Source organism: Rhizobium sp. TH2, from assembly GCF_024707525.1.
Lineage (GTDB): Bacteria > Pseudomonadota > Alphaproteobacteria > Rhizobiales > Rhizobiaceae > Rhizobium_E.
Genome location: NZ_CP062231.1, coordinates 2157963 through 2176831, shown reverse-complemented (window position 1 = coordinate 2176831; position 18869 = coordinate 2157963). Strand labels below are relative to the sequence as shown.

The following is an 18869-nucleotide window of genomic DNA, read 5'->3' as shown; positions in this document are numbered from 1 at the left end:
TCCTCATGAAACCGCGACCAGATCCACGATCCGATCGATCACCTGGTCCGGTGTCGTGTTGGATGCATGCGCTTCATAGGACAAGATCAGGCGATGGCGCATGACATCGTTGATGATGGCCTTCACATCGTCGGGCGTGACATAGTCGCGACCCTTGAGCCAGGCATAGGCGCGCGAGACCTTGTCGGCGCCGATCACGCCGCGCGGGCTGACGCCGACCTGCAGCAGCTTGGCGAGATCCTTGTCGAGCCTGTCGGGATAGCGGGTCGCAAAGACCAGCGACACGATATATTTCTCGACCGCTTCGGAGACCTTGATCGCGGTGATTTCCTTGCGCGCCTGGAAGACGACGGCAGGATCGAGTTTCTGTGCCTCCGTTTTCGTCGCAGCATCCGGCTTCGCCGGATCGGCCCCCGCCGGAGCCGGAGTTGCCGGGGCTGGAGTCGCCGGATCTGGCGCAGCCTGCTCCTCGCCGCGCACCAGCAGCATGACCTTCCGTTCGTCCTCCTCCGACGGATAGGTCACCTCGACATGCATCAGGAAACGGTCGAGCTGCGCTTCTGGTAGCGGATAGGTACCCTCTTGCTCGACCGGATTCTGGGTCGCCATCACCATGAAGAGGTCGGGCAGCTTGTAGCTGTTGCCGCCGACCGTGACCTGTCGCTCTTCCATCGCCTCGAGCAGCGCCGCCTGCACCTTGGCCGGTGCGCGATTCACTTCGTCGGCGAGAATGAGGTTGGCAAAAACCGGACCCTGCTGGAACTTGAATTCGCCCTTGCCGCCCTCGCTGTAATAGATGTCGGAGCCGGTGATGTCAGCGGGCAGCAGGTCGGGGGTGAACTGGATACGGGAGAGTTCGGCATCGAGGTTCTTCGCCAGCGCCTTGATGGCGCGGGTCTTGGCGAGACCGGGCAGGCCCTCGACCAGGAGATGGCCATTGGCCAAAAGGCCGAGGATAAGCCGCTCGATCATCTCCTCCTGCCCGATAATGGACTTACCCATGCGTTTGCCGAGTGCGAGTATGTCGTCACGTATGCTCATTGGGCAGCCTCGGCATGGAAGCGGTTGGAACAGGCATTGACGGCGTGCGTCCGGCGGCAAAGCTTCCCGGCTCGAAGTGACCGCGCCGAACAGCCGTGCGATAAGGGCGGGAGAGCGCAGGTACACGCCCTCCCGACTGAGGCCGCTATTGCGGCATCAGGCGTTGCTCGAGCTCGCCAAGCTTCTTGAGTGCCGCCTGCTGCTGCATCCAACCGTAATTGATGCCGCCCGCGTTGAGCGAACTGCCGGACTGGGACGGATACTGATCGAAGTCAGCGAACAGTTGCTTGATCTTGTCCTGGATCGGCACCAGCAGCCACATGTTGCGGGCGAGGAAGTCAACGGCTCCGCCGCCCTCCTCGAGGCCCTTTTCATAGGGATCCATGCGCAGGTTGGCGATCAGTGCCCAGGCCGAAACCTCGCGCGTGCCGGTCGCGATATTGCCGTGGGACGTGGCGAAGCTGAGCTTCCAGTCGTTCCAGCGGATTGCGTTCAGGTTGCCGCCCTGATCGAAATAGTAGACCACGTCCCGCGGCGGCTTCTCCGTCTCGCCCTTCAGGAGCCCCGTCAGGTCGTAGCCGTCGAGATGCACCTTGAAGGTCTTCTTCGCGCCCTGGAAACCCGTCTTCATCTGCTCTTTGACATCGGGAACGCCGACGGCGGTGGCGAAAGTGGGCAGCCAGTCCATAAGGGTGACCGGGTCATTGATCTCGGTGCCCGGCTTTACCACGCCCGGCCAGCGGATCATCATCGGAATGCGGAAGCCGCCTTCCCAAGTCGTGCCCTTCTCGCCGTGGAACATGGTCATGGCGCCATCCGGCCACAGCGCGATTTCCGCGCCGTTGTCAGTGGTGTAGAGCACGATCGTGTCGTCGGCGATGCCGAGATCATCGAGCTGCTTGAGCAATTCGCCGACATGGCCGTCATGCTCGACCATGCCGTCGGCGTGGATGCCCATACCGGTCTTGCCCATCGATTCCTTCTTCAGGTGGGTGAAGACATGCATGCGCGTGGAATTGAACCAGACGAAGAACGGCTTGTCCGCCTTGGCCTGGCGATCGATGAAATCCTTGGCGGCGCCGAGGAATTCCTCGTCGACCGTCGGCATGCGCTTGGTGTTCAGCGCGCCGGTATCCTCGATCTTGCCGTCGGCGGTCGACTTGATGACGCCGCGCGGACCATACTTCTGCTTGAACTCCGCATCCTTGGGATAGAAGTAGCCTTCGGGCTCTTCCTCGGCATTGAGATGGTAGAGATTGCCGAAGAACTCGTCGAAGCCATGGTTGGTCGGCAGGTGCTCGTCGCGGTCGCCGAGATGGTTCTTGCCGAACTGGCCGGTGGCATAGCCCTTGGTCTTCATCACATCGGCGATGGTCGGCATCCAGTCCTGGATGCCGTGCGGATCACCTGGCATGCCGATCGTCAGCAGACCGGTCCGGAACGGCTCCTGGCCCAGAATGAAGCTGGCGCGGCCAGCCGTGCAGCTCTGCTGTCCATAGGCATCGGTGAAAATCGCGCCTTCCTTGGCGATGCGATCGATGTTGGGCGTACGATACCCCATCAGGCCCATCGTATAGGCGCTGATCTGCGGGATACCGATGTCGTCGCCGAAGATGACAAGGATATTGGGTGTTTTCGACGGCGGTTTCGCGGCATCCTGCGCTTTAGCGGTGCCCGGGAGGACACCACTGCCTGCTGCTGCGGTTGCGGCCAGAATGGTGCCGCCTAGCAGGAGGTTTCGACGATTGATACTGAGCGAATGTTGCGCCTCTGGCGCTTCCAGGTCTTCGCGGCTCATCCTTGTCTCCTCAGGTTGTCGGAGAACGTCTGATCCGCCAGGACCACATAGGGGAATGCGCCCGGAAGTTTTCTCCGCAACGGACAAGAGCTAGAAATTGCGCGGGTGCAGAAGTACGTTACGGTTACATAACGGTTACACAGCGATCAGGTGTAATTCACGTGGAGCTATTTGAGACCCCAGGCGTTTATTGAACCGCTGTATAAATACTTGGCCCGATGCAGCGAACACACCGTTCCGCAGCAAGAAGACAACCAGCTGGGGAGGTGCTTTGGGGTACCCGCGATGATCCGCCAGTTCCACTGATGTTCCTTATTGCTCGATCCGCCGCTAGGCGACGCAAGACGGGAAGGTGAAACCGCCCCCTATGCGTTGATTGGGGTAGCAGCAGCACTACTCCATAACCCGGGACATCGACTGAGCTACCGACGTTCGTCAACAAACCAAACGCTCCGTCACTTTGCAACAGCATGGCGGTGCCGGAGGATGTTGGCAAATCTATTCGAAGGGCCGGGCCGTCAGGTTGGAGAGCAGAATCTGGACTTCCCTCTCATCGCCGAAGGCGATCGCTGCAAATTCCGGGCAAGCGCCCAGCTTTTCCAAGAATTCGAAATGCCTGCCACACAGTGGTTGCTTCTCTACGAGGCGTAGCCATCGTCAAATACCATGTCCGCGGTGTCCATCAGAAATCTGGCAGCAAACAGGAGATCGTCATGGAATTCGGGGGGACACGGGTACGCCGACACTCAACACCGGAACAATCCCTCCTCCTGTGACTTAACAGGTCACAACGAGGATTGCGTTATGAATATCAAGCCAGCCAATGACAATCACAACCGCGCGATCGCTGGCGATCCGGGTGTGGGCGGCCTGCTCGCCGATCCGCTCGAAAGCGACCGGCACCGCGACAAGATCGATCCCGGTGCCGGCGAAGCCTCCGCCGATCCAGCGCCGCCACGCCACCATCGTGACTGGTCTCCAAACAAGCAGCCGAAAACCAGCGGTCCGAACCGGAAGGACTTCCGTGATGCGTGAGCACAATTCCATCGCTCCCGATCGTCCCCTGGCAAGACTGTCGGCGTCGAAAAAGAGATCGCGCTCACCGGACCTCGGCGAACCCCCGATCGCACGGCTCGGATCGAGAGTCGGCATGCCGCGCGCGATTTTCAACGAGGACGACGATACGACGCTTGGCGATCTCGCGCGGATAGGCCGTGAAACCCCTCCGATGCGCCGACGCGGGAAAGTCTTCGGTTCCGGCATGTAACTGAACGGCAGTGTAGTCGCGCAACCCTCGCGCGGGCTCGCCGGAATCGATATCGTTGCGATAACGATTCTCTTAGTTTCGGCCTTCCGGCCGTCCGGATTTCTCCCGCATGCGTCTTAACTCCGACAATATCAAAGCCGCGGCGATCGCCACCGCTTCCTACGGCATATTCGTCGGCTCCGACACCGTGGTGAAGCTGCAGAGCGAAGGCCATCCGCTGTCGCAAACCATTTTCATGGTTTCCGGCATGGCCTGTGTCTTCATGGCGCTCTTCTGCATCGTCACGCGCAATCCACGCCGGCTTATCCCGATATATCCCCGTTTCGTGATCACCCGCGGGCTGATTCTCGCGACCAACACCGCGATGTTCTACTACTCCATCTCGTTGATCCCACTCGCCGATGCCTATGTTCTTGCCTTTACCGGCCCGATCTTCGTGGCGCTGCTCGCCTTCCTCGTTCTAGGCGAACGGCTGTCGGTGCTGGCAACGATAGGCGTCGTCCTTGGCTTTGTCGGTGTCGTCATCGCCACGCGACCGGCGGGCGGCTCGTTCGGGCTCGGCCACGCGGCCGCAGTCGGCTCGGCCGTGCTGTTCTCGATCACGCTGCTGATGCTGAGACGGGTGCATCACGCCGAATCCGATCTCGCGCTCGCGTTCGTGCCACTCGTGATCATGGCCGGCGTGGCATTCCTGATCGCCCTTTCCACCGGCAGTATCATTCCGGTGGCACTCGATGCTTTCCTTGTCTTCGCCCTGGGCGGTTTCTGCCAGTTCATCGCCAACATCCTGCTTGTTCGCGCCTTCAGGCTTGGAACGGCTTCGGTGGTCGCACCGTCCCAGTATAGCCAGATCTTCTGGGGCAGCCTGATCGGCTATCTCGTCTTCGGCGCAACGATCGATATCTACACCGTCATCGGCGCGGTCGTGATCATCGGCTCGGGCCTGCTCGTGTTGCGTTGATCATCCGACGATCTTGGCCAGGCTCGGCGACCACTCGCGAAAATCCCAACGCAATGCCAGCACGCCGGGCCGCCAGACGACCTTTCGTGGCGTGAAGCGCCACATCCGCTCCGCGCCGGGCAACAGCGCCGTCTCGACCGGGTCCATAATGAAGGCGTCGCCGCTCAATTGCAGCAAACCACCGCTCTCGAAATCCACGAAAGTGAGGCCCACGCGCGGATTGACCGCTATATTGCCCAGCGTGTTGAAAAACAGATTGCCGGCATAGTCGGGAATGACAAGCACATCGCCATCGATCCTGACGAAGCCCGGCGGGCCGCCGCGATGTGAGACATCGACCTGACGACGACCATCGGCCAGATCGGCATAGCTGGCAACGAAGAACGTATCCGCCCGCCGGACCAAGCTTCGCGCATCCTCGCCCATCGAGTCCGCCATCTCCGGAATCACCTCGGACGGCAAAGTAGGATCACTGGCATAGTACGCGCCACGCAGCTGGATATATTTCGGGCAGTTGCCGAAGCTCTGCTCGACGCGCACGCTGAGGCCGGTGTCGCTGTGAACAACCTCGCCGTTGAGCCGGTTGCGGCGGCGCGTGCCGAGATCGATCCCCAGCATGCCTATTGCCCTTCCGTCATCCATTCCCGCATCGGCGGGATCGCGAGGATCACGCTTCAAATCGAGATGCAGATATCGATCATCGATCGCCTGCATGAAACCAGGATAGCCTGTTCTTACAGTCGCCCAGGCATCGCCGGCAGCGTCCACGGAGGCCAGGACAGCCATCGGCAGCAGCGGATAGAACAGCTGATGCTGCTCGATGAGATGGTCACGGATGACGTGCCTGCCGACCTCGGCCAGCCGTTCGGCAACGCCGAGCGAAGCCTGCAGCGCGACCTCACCGGGATGCCAGGGACTATCGACTTTGAGATTTTGCAACATCGTAAAGCCCTCACGCGGCTCGAACGGCCGAGGCAAGCGGAAATTCCACGAAGCCCGGCAGGTTTTCGACCCTGTCAAGCCAAGCGAGGATGTGCTGATAGCCGCCCAATTCCACATTGCCTTCCGGTGCTCGGGCGACATAGCTGTAAAGAGCGACATCCGCGATGCTGGGCGCGGTGCCGCCCGCAATCCATTTGCGCTGCCCAAGCTCCTGGTTGAGGACGTCAAGTATGGCATGGGCGCGCGGAATAACTTCTTCCGGCCTGTAGGGCGCGTTGAACACCGTGATCAGCCGCGCCTGAGCCGGACCATGGGCAAGCTGCCCGGCAGCCACGGAAAGCCAGCGCTGCACTTCGGCTGCGCTGTGGGCATCTTCCGGCAGCCAATCCGTACGGCCGAATTTCTTGGCGAGATAGACCAGGATCGCATTGGAGTCGGCGATGATCACGCCCTCATCTTCCAGCACCGGCACCTGGCCGAGTGTGTTCAGGGCCAAAAACTCCGGCGATTTGTGCGCACGCTGTGCAAGATCGACATCGATGATCTCGCAATCGACGCCGAGCAGCGAGAGGAACAGCCTGGCGCGATGCGAATGGCCCGAGAGCGTGAAATTATAGAGTTTCATTTTGACCTCCAATAATTGGGAAAGCTCAATATGATTGTTTCTTACTGAATTGATAATCGGCGAACATGGAACTACACTGTTGCGTCAGGCGAAATAACAATAGAGCAAAATATGGACCGCTTGCAGGGAATGCGCATTTTCACTGAAGTGGTCGATTCCGGTGGTTTCGCCGCCGCCGCCAAGGCGATGCATCTGAGCGCACCAGCGGTGACCCGCGCGGTTGCGTCTCTCGAGGCCGAGATAGGCACACGCCTGCTGATTCGCACCACCCGCTCGGTGAAGCTGACCGCAGCCGGCGAAGGCTATGTCGCCGATTGCCGTCGGATCCTCGCTGAAATCGCCGAGGCCGAGGCCAATGCCGCGGGCAGTTTCGGCAATCCGGCGGGTGCGATTACCATCACCGCGCCGGTGCTTTTCGGCAGGCTCTACGTCCTGCCGATCCTGCTGGATTTCCTCGATCTCCATCCGGCCGTGCAGGTGCGGTTCCTTCTGCTCGACCGCGTCACCAATCTCGTGGATGAGGGTATAGACGTTGCCATCCGCATCGCCCACCTGCCCTCCTCAGGCCTGACCGCACGACGCGTCGGCTTCATCCGGCAGGTCGTGTGCGGATCGCCCGACTATTTCGACCGGCACGGCGAACCCAGAATTCCGCGGGACCTGACATCCCATCGGCTGATCGGCCGCGACGGCATTTTCGGCGGCACGGAGTGGCAATTCGGCAAGGGAACCAAGATTCGTGTGCCGATCTCGACCCGCCTCACCTGCAACACCAATGACGCCGTCATCGATGCGGCGATCGCCGGTTGGGGACTGTCGCGCTTCCAGTCCTATCAGGTCGCCGCTCATGTCAGGGCCGGCCGCCTCAGGACCGTGCTTGCCGAGTTCGAACAGGAACCCGTGCCCATCCACATCGTGCATGCCGAAGGCAGATCCGCCTCCGGCCGCCTCCGCGCATTCGTGGACTTCGCCTCCGAGCGCTTGCGTGCCGATCCGGTGCTTGCCAACCCGGAGAAGGTGTGAGCTCCACGAGCATCCGCCGAAGATAGCGCGTGATCGAATGCGGTGGACGGGAGAGAATTAATCGGAAATGATCGTCGAGATCCTGCAATCAATAAACGGAAAGTGAAACCATGGCCAACACACCCCGCAGACCCGTCAGCGCCATGGATGCCGCTGAAGCATTGTTCAAGCCAGCGAAAAAGGCGGCCGCAGCGCCTGCCGTCGAGCGGCCGGCCTTGCCCAACACCAGGGAACTGGTTTCGCTCAAGATCGACAGCGATGTTCTGGCGTATTTCCAGGAAGCAGGTCCCGGCTGGCAGGAGCGCATCAACGATACATTGCGTGCGGCAATGCCAGGCAAATCCTGAAGATTTCCGCGCGCGATGCGCCACAGTTCATACCAGATTGCTTTTTTTGTGGTCCCACCGCCGAAAATCGCATGATCACATGCAGATATAAGCAAAAATTAAGCCCTTGCAGAACATAAATGGAACATATAGTGTTTGTTCCAGATTTGTTTCACGATTCTGCCGGGGTTTGAACATGCTAACCAGAAAACAGCAGGAATTGCTTCTCTTCATTCACGAGCGGATGAAGGAGTCGGGCATTCCACCATCCTTCGACGAGATGAAGGATGCGCTCGACCTCGCATCCAAATCCGGCATCCACCGTCTGATCACGGCACTGGAGGAGCGCGGCTTCATCCGCCGCCTGCCGAACCGGGCCCGCGCGCTGGAGGTGATCAAGCTGCCCGAGGCCTATTCGCCCAGCGTGAAGCCGGCCGCCAGGGGCTTCTCCCCCAGCGTCATCGAGGGTTCGCTCGGCAAGCCGCAGGCGCCACCACAACCCCGGCCCGCCAACGACGACGTGCTTGATTCCGTGGCCATTCCAGTCATGGGCCGCATCGCGGCGGGTGTGCCCATCTCGGCGATCCAGAACAACACGCACGAGATCGCGGTGCCCGCCGGCATGATCGGCAGCGGTGATCATTTTGCGCTGGAGGTCAAGGGCGACTCGATGATCGAGGCTGGTATCCTCGACGGCGACACGGTCGTTATCCGCACGGGTTCGACCGCAAGTCCCGGCGATATCGTCGTGGCGCTGGTCGATGACGAGGAAGCGACCCTCAAGCGCTTTCGCCGGAAAGGCGCCTCGATCGCGCTCGAAGCGGCAAATCCCGCATACGAAACCCGCATTTTTGGCCCGGACCGCGTGAAGGTTCAGGGCAAGCTCGTAGGGCTCATCCGCCGTTATCACTGAGCATCTTGGCAGGGCCGGGAACTTTTCCCGGCCCGTGCGTTTTCCGCCGGGCAGAGCCATATTTGCGAGTCGAAGGCGGGACGATTGCAGTCTTACGCGTCCTCCGATAAGGAGAAGCGAAGGGTCAGAATTTCCGGAAATTTCTGCTTTTGTCCGTCCCCTCCGGGGTGATCGGTTAATTGTTGTGCTGTGTTCCGGCCTTCCGACATTTTGCCGCCCCAATCCGCCTCTAGCGCGGAGGCAAGCAGGCAAATAGCCCAGAGATTGCATTCGACAGGAGAATCCATTTGAGCAACGACAAGAGAAAAGTAGCCCTTGTTACCGGCATTACGGGCCAGGATGGCGCCTATCTCGCCGAGCTGCTTCTGAGCAAGGGTTACATCGTCCACGGCATCAAGCGCCGCTCGTCGTCGTTCAACACCAGCCGCATCGAGAACATCTACCAGGATCCGCACGAGAAGGATCAGCGGTTCATCCTGCATTACGGAGACATGACGGATTCGACCAACCTGATCCGCATCGTACAGGAAGCCCAGCCGGACGAGATCTACAATCTCGCCGCCCAGAGCCATGTGCGCGTGTCCTTCGAGACGCCTGAATATACCGCCAATGCCGACGGCATCGGCACGTTGCGCCTGCTTGAGGCCATCCGCATCCTGAAGATGGAGAAGAAGACCCGCTTCTACCAGGCCTCCACGTCGGAGCTTTACGGCTTGGTGCAGGAAGTGCCGCAGCGCGAGACGACGCCCTTTTATCCGCGCTCGCCTTATGCAGCGGCGAAACTTTATTCCTACTGGATCGTGGTCAATTACCGCGAAGCTTACGGCCTGCACGCCTCCAACGGCATCCTGTTCAACCACGAGAGCCCGCTGCGCGGCGAGACCTTTGTCACCCGCAAGATCACGCGTGCGGCGGCCGCCATCCGCCTCGGCAAGCAGGACAAACTCTATGTCGGCAATATCGATGCCAAGCGCGATTGGGGCCATGCGCGGGAATATGTGCGCGGCATGTGGATGATGCTGCAGCAGGACGAACCGGACGACTACGTGCTCGCCACCGGCGAGACGACGGAAGTGCGCCAGTTCATCACCTGGGCCTTCGAGGATGTCGGTATCAATCTCGAGTGGCGCGGTACCGGCGTCGATGAAAAAGGTTACGACACACTGTCGGGAGACGTCATCGTTGAGATCGACCCACGCTATTTCCGTCCCACCGAAGTCGAACTCCTGATCGGCGATCCGTCCAAGGCGCATCAGAAGCTCGGCTGGAAGCACGATACCTCCGTCCGCGATCTTTGCCGCGAAATGGTCAACGAAGACCTCAAGGTCATGCAGACCGCGACCGTGATGAAGGAAGCCTGAGGCCATGTATTCCCTCTCCGGAAAGCGGGTCTGGGTCGCCGGTCATCGCGGCATGGTCGGTTCGGCGATCATGCGCCGGCTCGATAGCGAAGGTTGTGAGGTGCTGGTTGCCTCCCGCCAGGACGCCGACCTGCGTGACCAGGCCGCGACCATGGCCTGGATCGAAAAGGCCAAGCCTGACGCCGTCTTTCTCGCAGCGGCGAAAGTCGGAGGCATCCTCGCCAACGACACCTATCCGGCCGACTTCCTCTACGACAACCTGATGATCGAGGCGAACATCATCAACGGCGCGTTCAAGGTTGGTGTCGAGAAGCTTATGTTCCTCGGCTCGTCCTGCATCTACCCGAAATTCGCAGCCCAGCCGATCACCGAGGATGCGATGCTGACGGGCGCGCTGGAGCCGACCAACGAATGGTATGCGATCGCCAAGATCGCCGGCATCAAGCTTGCGGATGCTTATCGCAAGCAGCATGGCGCCGACTACATCTCCGGCATGCCGACCAACCTCTACGGCCCTGGCGACAATTTCGATTTGAATTCCAGCCATGTCATGCCGGCGCTGATCCGCAAGGCGCATGAAGCGAAGCTCGCCCGCGCACCGTCGATCACCATCTGGGGAACCGGCACGCCGCGCCGCGAGTTCCTGCATGTGGATGATTGCGCCGACGCCTGCGTTCATCTGATGAAGAATTATTCGGCCGCCGGCCACGTCAATATCGGCTCCGGCGACGACGTTACGATCCTGGAACTCACCCAACTGGTTTGCGACGCCGTCGGCTTCCAGGGCGAGATCGTCCACGACCTGACCAAGCCGGACGGCACGCCCCGCAAGCTGATGAGCGCCGACAAGCTGCGCGGCATGGGCTGGCAGCCATCGATCGAACTCGAGGACGGCATCGCAGCTGTCTACAGGTGGTTCCTGGAAAACAAGGCCTGATCGATCCGACTGCGGCGACTGGAGCGTAATGAATGGCGGACAGCCGGCATCAACTGGCATTTCTCGATGGCCTCCGCGGATATGCCTCGCTGTGGGTGCTGGTCGGCCATGCCATGTTCATGACCGGCTACAAGATCGAGATCATCGCCCAGCCCGACATGGCGGTCGAGCTCTTCATCATCATCTCCGGCTTCCTGATGACCTACCACTATCAGGCTCGCGAGGTGCGAGAACCGTGGATGGAGCCTGATACCTGGAAGATCTTCTGGATCCGCAGGTTCTTTCGCATAGCTCCGCTCTACTATGTCTGCCTGGCGCTCGCGCTCTATTTCGGGCCGGAACTCTGGCAGAGCAGGCTCGATGCCGCCACGGTCCTGTCCGGCGGTGTCGAAGAGCAGGCACGCTATGCCAGCCGCTATCTCGATCAATCGCTGACTAATATCCTGCTGCATGTCAGCTTTCTGTTCGGCATGACCTGGACGCACAATTTCCAGACCCCCCTGCCCGATTGGTCGATCGGGCTCGAAATGCAATATTACGCGATCTTTCCGTTCCTGATGATCCTTGCGCTGAAGCTCGGCCGAATCGCCGGCATGACGCTCCTCGTGGGCGTCATGGCGGTCGTGGGCGCCTGGCTCGACCGCAACGGCTTCGTTATCGGCGCCTATTCGATCCTGGCCATGAAGTTCCACCTCTTCGCCGCCGGCATGTTGATCGCCATGACGCTGCGCGCCGAAGGCAAATGGAAATGGCTGCTCATCGCGGGTGCGCTGGCCGTCATTTTCGTGCCGCTCGGCGGTGGCCGTTCGGCGCTGCATCGCGCTATCAAGATCGCCATCGTGCTTGGATTTGTCGCGCTTCTCTACAAGGACCGCCTGCCGGCGCTCCTCAAATGGCCGACAGAGGTGCTGGACCGGTTCCTGTCGAACGCGCCAGCGCGCTTTATCGGTGACGTCTCCTACGGCGTTTACCTACTGCACCTGGTTGTCATGCTGCCGGTGTGTGGCTGGCTGGCGATCCAATATCCTGAAATGGCACCGATCCCGCGTCTCTTCGCATCACTGGCCCTCACCGTACCGATTACCTATGGGGCCGCCTATCTTTGCTACCGCTTTATAGAGCAGCCCGGCATCAGCCTCGGGCGAAAGATCGCCAGCCGCTACCAGAAAGCACCTCCACCGAAGGGCATCCCGAGCGAGAATCCAGCCTGATCCATCTCAATTGACCGCATGGAAAAGGCCCAGCGTTTCGAACTGACTCCCGAAAGTGGGCAGCCAACCTCGGGGTTTGCATGCCAAGCACAGCCTGTCGTTCAAACAGAGCGTACAGGCGGAACGGCATGTTCGAAAACCGCAACAAGGCCAACTACCTCGACAGCATCGACAGTCTGCCGGGGGACTGCAAGAACTGCATCCACTATTACCACACCGACCGCATCAAACTGGAACTCAAAGGGCTGAGCCCTGTACAATACAGAACCCAGCCCGTTTCTTCCCAATCTGTAACCATCCAACTTCATGGGGTCAGTTTATTTGGCGGAACTTCAACCCACCCAATCTTTCATCCGGTCACTCATCGACGATTACCGTCGAAGGCTCCTGTTGGATGACGACGTCGGGCTGGCGCTTCTTGATGATCACGGTTTCCTCTTTCGGCTTTCCGGCATCATCGATAATCGCGCCAGTGGTCAGGCCCATGGCGCCGCCAACCACGGCACCAACGGGGCCGGCAACAACTGCGCCCGTAGCGGCACCGGCGACGACGCCGGTCGTCTTGGCCGAATCATCATCAGCATGGGCGGCCGGAATAAAGGCTGCAGAAAGGGCGATGGCGGCAGTAGCAAACAGTGTCTTTTTCATTTGTCTTCTCCATATTTCGATAAGTCCATGCCGTGTTAATGTCACCCGACAATGTTTGTTCCGATAAAATTCCCCGGCATCTTTCCGTTCACTTTTCGAAAAGTGAATATATCCGGCGTTAGACCTCCGTCTGCATCCCTGAAACCCGGCGCACTTTAAACACGGTTCGCAGGTGGCTGGATTCACTTTGAAATTTCGATCCAAACCGGTGCATGATCGCTTGCATGCGCCCACCCCCTGACATGCCGGTCGACGCCTGCAGAGACGAGGCGTGACGAGATTTTGGGTGCGAGCAGGAAGTGATCGATGCGCAGTCCCGCATCGCGCGCGAAGGCATTGCGGAGATATTTCCAGAACGTGTAGATCCGCGCATCGGGATCTAGATGGCGGATGGCGTCGGTCCAACCCTGGTCGAGGAGCGTGCGGTAGGCATCCCGCACTTCGGGCCGGAACAACGCGTCATCGCGCCAGCGTTCCGGCGCATAGACATCCAGATCCGCCGGCATCACGTTGTAGTCGCCGACCAGGGCGACCGGGATATCAAGCGCCAGCAATTCGCGCGCGTAGGCGTGCAGGCGATTGAACCAACGGAGCTTGTAATCGAATTTAGGTCCGGGCGCAGGGTTGCCGTTTGGAAGGTACAAGCAGCCGACAAGAATGCCGGAAACGGCGGCTTCGACATAGCGGCTATGGCTGTCGTCGGGATCACCGGGAAGGCCGCGGCGGGTTTGCACGGGCTCGGTGCCGCGTGCCAGGATCGCCACGCCGTTCCAGCTCTTCTGTCCATGCCAGATGGCGCCATAGCCGGCACGTTCCAGGACGCGGGCGGGAAATTTGTCGTCAGGCGCTTTCAGTTCCTGAAGGCAGACCACATCGGGAGAGGATTCCTCAAGCCACCGCAACAGGATGTCGATTCGTCCATTGATCCCGTTGACATTGTAGGAGGCGATTTTCATGCCGTAGGAATGCTTGTGAAGCCCGGGTAGTTCCTGTGACGGCGGCCGTTTGGACGGATCGGACAAGCACAAATAAGTAGGGCCCGCAATCGGGCCCTACTCACGCGATATTAGACGATACTAGAAGTCACGCTGGAAGCGCAGGAAACCAGCCTTGCTGTCGTCGCCCTTGTCAGGGTTGAAGTACACACCTTCAGCCAGGACCGAGAAGCCCGAGGCAACCTGCCAGCTGACATCGCCAACCAGACGCCAGTCGCCGTTGTCGAACCACTGGATGTCCTTCGCGACGGTCACGGTGTCGGTGACCTTGGCCGAGAGACCAATGATGGCGCTGAAGCCGTCATAAGCGAAGTAGATGTTTTCCGAGCTGTCCGAATACAGGCCCATGGCGGTGAAGCCGAACATGCCGATGTCGCCACGAACAACCTTCTTGATCGCGAAGGATTCGTCGGATTCATCGTATGCAACCGCAGCGGCAGCGTAATAGTCGCCGAACGTGCCGGACACACCAGCCGAGATATCCGGCAGGTACTGGCGACCACGCTTGCCGGCGACGCCGTCGCCGTCATGATCTTCCGGCTTGTAGAATTCGTCAGCGTCGTTATCGAGCGAGACGAAGGCCTTGAAGTTGCCGAAGTCAGCCGAGTAGCTCACATACTGGCGGGAATCCGGATAGTTGAAGTCGGTAGTATAGATGCCACCGTCATCGGTACGGCCGCCATCGCCCATCCACTTGGCCCACTGGCTATCGTAGTTGCCGAATTCGAGACCACCGATGCCGAAGTAGTAGTAGGCACGGAGGTAGCTGTTATCGCCGTCGCCATAGATGTTTTCGCCGTTGTTCACGGAGTCGGTTTGGATACGAATCCAGCTGTAGACAGTGCCCCACTCGGAATCATTCCTTGCATCGAAATTGACGCGAACGCGGGTGTGGTTGTCGTAAGAATCCTTCGTGTTTTTGGCGATGGGGTTGCCATCAGCATCGAGCTTGAGGGTGCCATCTGCACGGGTCCTGAACATCGGCAGACCGTCGCGGTCGAACTTCTGAGTGCCGCCGTCGGAGAAGCGCTTTTCGTAACGCAGCTGACCGCCGATCTTGAGGCAGGTTTCGGTGCCCGGGATGTAGAAGAAGCCCGTGCCGTAAGCGTCGCAGACGCGTACATATTCCATGGGTTCCGGCTCAGCAGCGACAACAGCGTCGGCAGCCTGTGCGCCAGAGACCACTGCCAGGGCAGCGGCGGAGCCGAGAAGAAGGCTCTTGATGTTCATGGTGTACTCCAAGTCGAAAGGTTGATTGAGACCGGTCGAGAATGGGAGAGTCAATCAAACCGGCCAGGGCATCCATCGATAACCCTGCCCCATGGACTACTGTCGTCGATCCATGCCGTCAACGAAACCGGATGCTTTGCCGACCACGTAACGCCGTTGAAAAAGATTTGCGTTGCCGATCTGCAACTATTTCAGCATGTGTATGAAAACACGAAAAACCCCATTTTTACATGAGGTTACAAGGAGCGAGAATTGTTGCCAAAATCGGAGGAATCTCTACCGGTACGCCGATTATCCCAGACATAGGTAGCGCATAGATGACAATCAATGTCATCATTCGAATAAATCGATCATCTCTTTCGTCAATGGAGATACGGGCATTTTCAAGTGTCTATTTTGCCCAAGCGGCCCGATGCAACCCACATTCGAGGGAGGCCTCATGAGAACGGCTTTTCGAATCGCATTGGTGCTTCTCGCAATGCCGGCCATTCCCACCATAGCCGCTGCTGCCACGAAGAACGAAGTTCTCTACCAGACCAGCCTCGATATCGACCGCGACGGCAATTCGGACAAGGCAGCGCTTGTGCTGGTGGGGCCGGGCCGTACGGATTTCCACGAACTGACGAGGGATCGCTATGGCTTGAGCGAGAACGAGCGTGTCGATCTCTATATCTATCTCGGCAAGGGTGGAGAAAACGCCGACCTGAGGCAAAAGCCCGATTTCATCAAGCAGCAGGTCGCCGATCCCGAGCGGGTGCCTTGGGTCCAGCCCCTTGAGGTCAGCAAATCAGGTTCATTGCTGATCTCCGCAGCGCATCAATGGGGCGCAAGTCACGACTGGACGGAAATCCTGACTGTAATTTACCGCAATGGCGAGCCCGTCGTGGCCGGCTTTACCATGGGATGGTCCTGGAACAGCCTTCTCGCCGACGACACGTTCGAAACGCGGGAAGGCGAGTGCGACGTGAACTTTATGACCGGCAAGGGCACGCTGACCAAGGACGTGGACAAGCCGCAGCCGATCAAGGTTGTGTTCAAGCCGGTCAAGCTGACGGATTGGACGAGCGCCAACATCCCCAAGGCATGCGACTCGTGGCAATCGCAAGACGACGGTTAGGTTTGCTAGTCAGCCTTCGTTGCCGTCCGACACCCAGTTCTGCTCGACCTCCGGCTTGACCGGATCGTGCGCGGGACGATGCTCCAGGCACCACCAGCCGGTGACACCCTCCCCACCATCATAGCCCCAGGCGCCCCAGCGGTCGCAACCGGAATGCCGACAGAGATGGTCGATCTTGTCGCGGCTCGATATGATCGGGCCGGGTAATACGGTGTCCATCGCGTGTCCTCCCAAATGCTAGCCGTGAACAGGTTATATCCGATGGCCGAACAATCCAACCGATAAAGGTGCGTTCCCAGGCCTGCGCGAATATTCCGTGCTCAGGCGTGCCCCATCACCTCGCCGGTTGGAGGAGGCGCATGGGCGTGGAGATATTCGACCATGCCGCGGGCAATTTCCCGCTCGCCCATGATGACGATATCGGCACCGAAACGCGTGAGGTGTTCGATCTCGTCATCGGAATGCGCGCGGCCGACGATGCGGATCGACGGATTGGCGGCGCGTGCCTGCTCGGTCACCTGCCCCGCCTCGAACGCATCGGGAATTGCAACCACGATCGTCTCGGCCCCGGAGAGATTGGCCAGCTTGAGGATATCGGATGACACGGCGTTGCCGGTGATGACCTCGACGCCTTCTTCTCTCAGGCCCTCGGTGCGTTTTTCCGAATCCTCGATCACCAGCAGGGGCCTGCCGGCATTCCTCACAGCCAGCGCCACCACGCTGCCGACCCGGCCATGACCGACGACGATCGTGTGGCCGGTGAGCACGGTCGGTAGTTGCACCGGCGCCTCATCGGGCTCGGCCTCGGGCTCGATCTTGCCGGGCCCGGAGGGCGCCTCCTCTCGAGCGAACCGGGATTCCAGCCATGGCCTGATATAGTCGCAGGCCCAGAAGACGATGGGGTTGAGGATGATCGAGATGATGGCGCCTGCGAGGATCAGATCGCGCCCCTCTTTGGGCAACAGATCGAGGCCGACGCCGAGTTCGGCCAGAATGAAGGAGAATTCGCCGATCTGCGCCAGGCTGGCCGAGATGATGAGCGCGGTGCCCATCGACTTGCGGAACGCGATGACGATGAGGAATGCCGCGACCGACTTGCCGAACACGATGATGGCAACCGTGATCAGCACGGGAAGCGGATCGCGCAACACGCTCAAGGGATCGAACAGCATGCCCACGGAGACGAAGAACAGCACCGCGAAGGCATCGCGCAGCGGCAGGCTTTCCTGCGCCGCGCGATGGCTGAGCGGGCTTTCCGACAGGATCATGCCGGCGAAGAATGCACCGAGCGCCAGCGAGACGCCGAAAAGCTGCGCCGCGCCGAAGGCGACGCCGAGAGCGATTGCCAGCACACCGAGCCGGAAGAGTTCGCGCGAGCCGGTATGGGCGATGTGATGCAGGATCCAGGGAATGAGCTTGCGGCCGAAGACCAGCATGACGCCGATGAAGGCGGCAACCTTGACCAGCGTGATGCCGATCACGCCCGTGATGCCGAGATCGAAGCCGGCGAGCTGCGAGAGTTTCAGCGCCAGCGGATCGGTGGGCGCGTTGTCGCCGCCGGCTACGCCTGCGATCGCGGGGATCAGCACCAGGGCCAGGACCATGGCGAGGTCCTCGACGATCAGCCAGCCGACGGCGATCCTGCCCTTCTCGGTGTCGACGATGCGCCGCTCCTGCAGCGCCTTGAGCAGCACGACGGTCGAGGCGACGGAAAGTGCCAAGCCGAAGACCAGGCTGCCGCCATGCGACCAGCCGAGCCATTGCCCGAAGGCCCAGCCGAGTAGCGTCGCGAAGGCGATCTGTACGATCGCGCCGGGCACCGCGATGAAGCGCACGGACAGGAGATCCTTGAGCGAGAAATGCAGGCCGACGCCGAACATGAGAAGGATGACGCCGATCTCGGCGAGCTCGAGCGCGAGGCTCTGGTCGGCGACGTAGCCGGGCGTATACGGCCCGACCAGGATGCCAGCGATCAGGTAGCCCACCAGCGGCGGCAGCTTGAAGCGATTGGCGATCGTGCCGAATATGAATGCCAGGACGAAACCCGCGACGATGGTCGTGATCAAGGGGGTTCCGTGGGGCATTGGCAACTCCGGCGCTGGAAATCCTCAAAAATATATGCCATAAATGGCTTATATTGACCAATATGGGTAACATTGGACGATGGGTCAAGGCCAGAATACGCCAATTCTTTCGCCGGAACTATGCCGGGCGGCGCGCGGGCTGCTTGACTGGACCCAGAGCGAGCTTGCGGAAGCCGCCGAAGTTTCACGCAGCACGATCCGCGATTTTGAGGGCCGTCGCCATGACATCCATCGCGCGACCAGCGCGCAACTGCGCCGGGCGTTCGAAGAGAATGCCGTGGTGTTCGTGACGATCGACGATGTCGGTCCCGGCGTTTGCCTCAAAAACCGTTGATTGCCCCGGCGCCTCGTGATCTTATCGCCTCAACGGCTACCGAACGAGGATTAGGC

General features: G+C 60.0%; 20 protein-coding genes and 1 pseudogene. 12 read left to right on the top strand and 9 right to left on the bottom strand.

The genetic code is table 11. From position 1 onward, the window contains the following. Nucleotides 1–3: 3 nt before the first annotated feature. Together IHQ71_RS10915 and IHQ71_RS10910 are read right to left on the bottom strand one after the other, a co-directional pair. Entirely contained in the window at nucleotides 4–1041 is a 1038-nt protein-coding gene (locus tag IHQ71_RS10915; protein ID WP_258161985.1) for a MoxR family ATPase, read from the bottom strand. Nucleotides 1042–1186: 145 nt separating this feature from the next. Beyond that, a complete protein-coding gene (locus tag IHQ71_RS10910) occupies nucleotides 1187–2839 on the bottom strand; it encodes an arylsulfatase (protein WP_258161984.1) in 1653 nt (550 codons plus the stop codon). Between the two features lie 804 nt (nucleotides 2840–3643). Between IHQ71_RS10910 and IHQ71_RS10905 the strand changes: the two genes are divergently transcribed. From IHQ71_RS10905 to IHQ71_RS10895, 3 genes are all read left to right on the top strand, one after another. After that, nucleotides 3644–3874: a hypothetical protein gene (locus IHQ71_RS10905; RefSeq protein ID WP_258161983.1), complete on the top strand. Its 231-nt coding sequence runs from the start codon at nucleotides 3644–3646 to the stop codon at nucleotides 3872–3874. Further along, entirely contained in the window at nucleotides 3867–4106 is a 240-nt protein-coding gene (locus IHQ71_RS10900) for a hypothetical protein (RefSeq protein ID WP_258161982.1), read from the top strand. The genes IHQ71_RS10905 and IHQ71_RS10900 overlap by 8 nt, the downstream gene beginning before the upstream one ends. A gap of 109 nt (nucleotides 4107–4215) precedes the next feature. After that, nucleotides 4216–5067 carry a DMT family transporter gene (locus IHQ71_RS10895; protein WP_258161981.1) on the top strand — a complete coding sequence of 284 codons (852 nt, stop codon included), beginning with the start codon at nucleotides 4216–4218 and terminating at the stop codon, nucleotides 5065–5067. Here IHQ71_RS10895 and IHQ71_RS10890 read toward each other — a convergent pair whose 3' ends face one another. Together IHQ71_RS10890 and IHQ71_RS10885 are read right to left on the bottom strand one after the other, a co-directional pair. Beyond that, nucleotides 5068–6009 carry a pyridoxamine 5'-phosphate oxidase family protein gene (locus IHQ71_RS10890; RefSeq protein ID WP_258161980.1) on the bottom strand — a complete coding sequence of 314 codons (942 nt, stop codon included), beginning with the start codon at nucleotides 6007–6009 and terminating at the stop codon, nucleotides 5068–5070. Between the two features lie 10 nt (nucleotides 6010–6019). Further along, nucleotides 6020–6634 carry a glutathione S-transferase family protein gene (locus IHQ71_RS10885; RefSeq protein ID WP_258161979.1) on the bottom strand — a complete coding sequence of 205 codons (615 nt, stop codon included), beginning with the start codon at nucleotides 6632–6634 and terminating at the stop codon, nucleotides 6020–6022. A gap of 111 nt (nucleotides 6635–6745) precedes the next feature. Here IHQ71_RS10885 and IHQ71_RS10880 point away from each other — a divergent pair, with 111 nt between their 5' ends. From IHQ71_RS10880 to IHQ71_RS32035, 7 genes and pseudogenes are all read left to right on the top strand, one after another. After that, nucleotides 6746–7657 carry a LysR family transcriptional regulator gene (locus IHQ71_RS10880; RefSeq protein WP_258161978.1) on the top strand — a complete coding sequence of 304 codons (912 nt, stop codon included), beginning with the start codon at nucleotides 6746–6748 and terminating at the stop codon, nucleotides 7655–7657. Nucleotides 7658–7767: 110 nt separating this feature from the next. Then, complete coding sequence (locus tag IHQ71_RS10875; protein WP_258161977.1) at nucleotides 7768–8004, top strand: BrnA antitoxin family protein; 237 nt, start codon at nucleotides 7768–7770, stop codon at nucleotides 8002–8004. 175 nt (nucleotides 8005–8179) lie between these two features. Continuing rightward, nucleotides 8180–8896: a transcriptional repressor LexA gene (gene lexA, locus IHQ71_RS10870; RefSeq protein WP_258161976.1), complete on the top strand. Its 717-nt coding sequence runs from the start codon at nucleotides 8180–8182 to the stop codon at nucleotides 8894–8896. Nucleotides 8897–9183: 287 nt separating this feature from the next. Beyond that, a complete protein-coding gene (gene gmd, locus IHQ71_RS10865; protein WP_258161975.1) occupies nucleotides 9184–10257 on the top strand; it encodes a GDP-mannose 4,6-dehydratase in 1074 nt (357 codons plus the stop codon). Between the two features lie 4 nt (nucleotides 10258–10261). After that, nucleotides 10262–11194, top strand: coding sequence for a GDP-L-fucose synthase (locus tag IHQ71_RS10860; RefSeq protein WP_258161974.1), 933 nt, complete (start codon nucleotides 10262–10264; stop codon nucleotides 11192–11194). Between the two features lie 32 nt (nucleotides 11195–11226). Then, nucleotides 11227–12405 carry an acyltransferase gene (locus IHQ71_RS10855; RefSeq protein ID WP_258161973.1) on the top strand — a complete coding sequence of 393 codons (1179 nt, stop codon included), beginning with the start codon at nucleotides 11227–11229 and terminating at the stop codon, nucleotides 12403–12405. 197 nt (nucleotides 12406–12602) lie between these two features. Beyond that, nucleotides 12603–12680: pseudogene (locus IHQ71_RS32035) on the top strand (IS3 family transposase); the annotation flags it as partial. A gap of 82 nt (nucleotides 12681–12762) precedes the next feature. Here IHQ71_RS32035 and IHQ71_RS10845 read toward each other — a convergent pair. From IHQ71_RS10845 to IHQ71_RS10835, 3 genes are all read right to left on the bottom strand, one after another. Beyond that, the gene (locus IHQ71_RS10845) at nucleotides 12763–13053 is read right to left on the bottom strand and encodes a hypothetical protein (RefSeq protein WP_258161972.1); all 291 of its coding nucleotides are present in this window, start codon (nucleotides 13051–13053) and stop codon (nucleotides 12763–12765) included. 182 nt (nucleotides 13054–13235) lie between these two features. Continuing rightward, nucleotides 13236–14009 carry an exodeoxyribonuclease III gene (xth, locus tag IHQ71_RS10840; RefSeq protein WP_258161971.1) on the bottom strand — a complete coding sequence of 258 codons (774 nt, stop codon included), beginning with the start codon at nucleotides 14007–14009 and terminating at the stop codon, nucleotides 13236–13238. Between the two features lie 120 nt (nucleotides 14010–14129). Next, nucleotides 14130–15278: a porin gene (locus IHQ71_RS10835; RefSeq protein ID WP_258161970.1), complete on the bottom strand. Its 1149-nt coding sequence runs from the start codon at nucleotides 15276–15278 to the stop codon at nucleotides 14130–14132. A 439-nt stretch (nucleotides 15279–15717) separates the two neighbouring features. On the opposite strand from IHQ71_RS10835, the gene IHQ71_RS10830 reads away from it, so the two are divergent. Next, complete coding sequence (locus IHQ71_RS10830) at nucleotides 15718–16395, top strand: hypothetical protein (protein WP_258161969.1); 678 nt, start codon at nucleotides 15718–15720, stop codon at nucleotides 16393–16395. Between the two features lie 9 nt (nucleotides 16396–16404). Here the strand turns inward: IHQ71_RS10830 and IHQ71_RS10825 are convergent, their stop codons facing one another. Both IHQ71_RS10825 and ybaL read right to left on the bottom strand, forming a co-directional pair. Next, nucleotides 16405–16614 (bottom strand): hypothetical protein, encoded by a 210-nt coding sequence (locus IHQ71_RS10825; RefSeq protein ID WP_258161968.1) that lies wholly within the window; start codon nucleotides 16612–16614, stop codon nucleotides 16405–16407. A 101-nt stretch (nucleotides 16615–16715) separates the two neighbouring features. Next, on the bottom strand, nucleotides 16716–18479 hold the full coding sequence (gene ybaL, locus IHQ71_RS10820) for a YbaL family putative K(+) efflux transporter (RefSeq protein WP_258161967.1): 1764 nt from the start codon (nucleotides 18477–18479) through the stop codon (nucleotides 16716–16718). 79 nt (nucleotides 18480–18558) lie between these two features. Here ybaL and IHQ71_RS10815 point away from each other — a divergent pair, with 79 nt between their 5' ends. Then, complete coding sequence (locus IHQ71_RS10815; RefSeq protein WP_258161966.1) at nucleotides 18559–18813, top strand: helix-turn-helix transcriptional regulator; 255 nt, start codon at nucleotides 18559–18561, stop codon at nucleotides 18811–18813. Nucleotides 18814–18869: the final 56 nt, after the last annotated feature.